Genomic DNA, 465 nt, shown 5'->3' on the forward strand with positions numbered 1-465 from the left:
TATTCCTCGATCTGGCCGGACACTGGGCACAGCGCGAGGTGATGGCCGCTGCCAGTCTCGGCATTATCCAAGGTTATCCGGACGGCACCTTCCGACCTGGCCGCCAGGTGAGCCGCGCCGAGCTGGCGACGATCCTGCATCGCGTTATCCTCGGCCGGGATGTCTCGCCGCCGGCGCCGCCAGCGACCTTTGCCGATATCGAGACGATCCCGGCCTGGGCGCTCGATGCAGCGCAGGCTGCGCGTCAGTACGCGCTGATGCAAGGTCGTGACGGACGGAACTTTGTGCCATCGGCCGAGGCTACGCGGGCCGAGGCGGCGGTAACCTTGATGCGGACGGCGCTCCTCCTGGCGAGTGCGAGTATCAGCAGCGTGATGCCGACGCGTTAGACGATGCCTGACGAATCAGTCCAGTAGCACGGTCCAGATCTACCGTTAAATGCAAAATGCAGTTAGAATGAAAAGT

1 protein-coding gene is annotated in these 465 nt (G+C 63.0%); it reads left to right on the top strand.

Translation table 11 applies throughout. The features are described 5' to 3' along the window. The coding region (locus tag PA598K_RS35650; protein WP_148092069.1) for an S-layer homology domain-containing protein at window positions 1-389 on the top strand (389 nt) is incomplete at its 5' end. Window positions 390-465 lie beyond the last annotated feature (76 nt).

It is taken from the genome of Paenibacillus sp. 598K (genome assembly GCF_003851045.1).
GTDB lineage: Bacteria > Bacillota > Bacilli > Paenibacillales > Paenibacillaceae > Paenibacillus_D.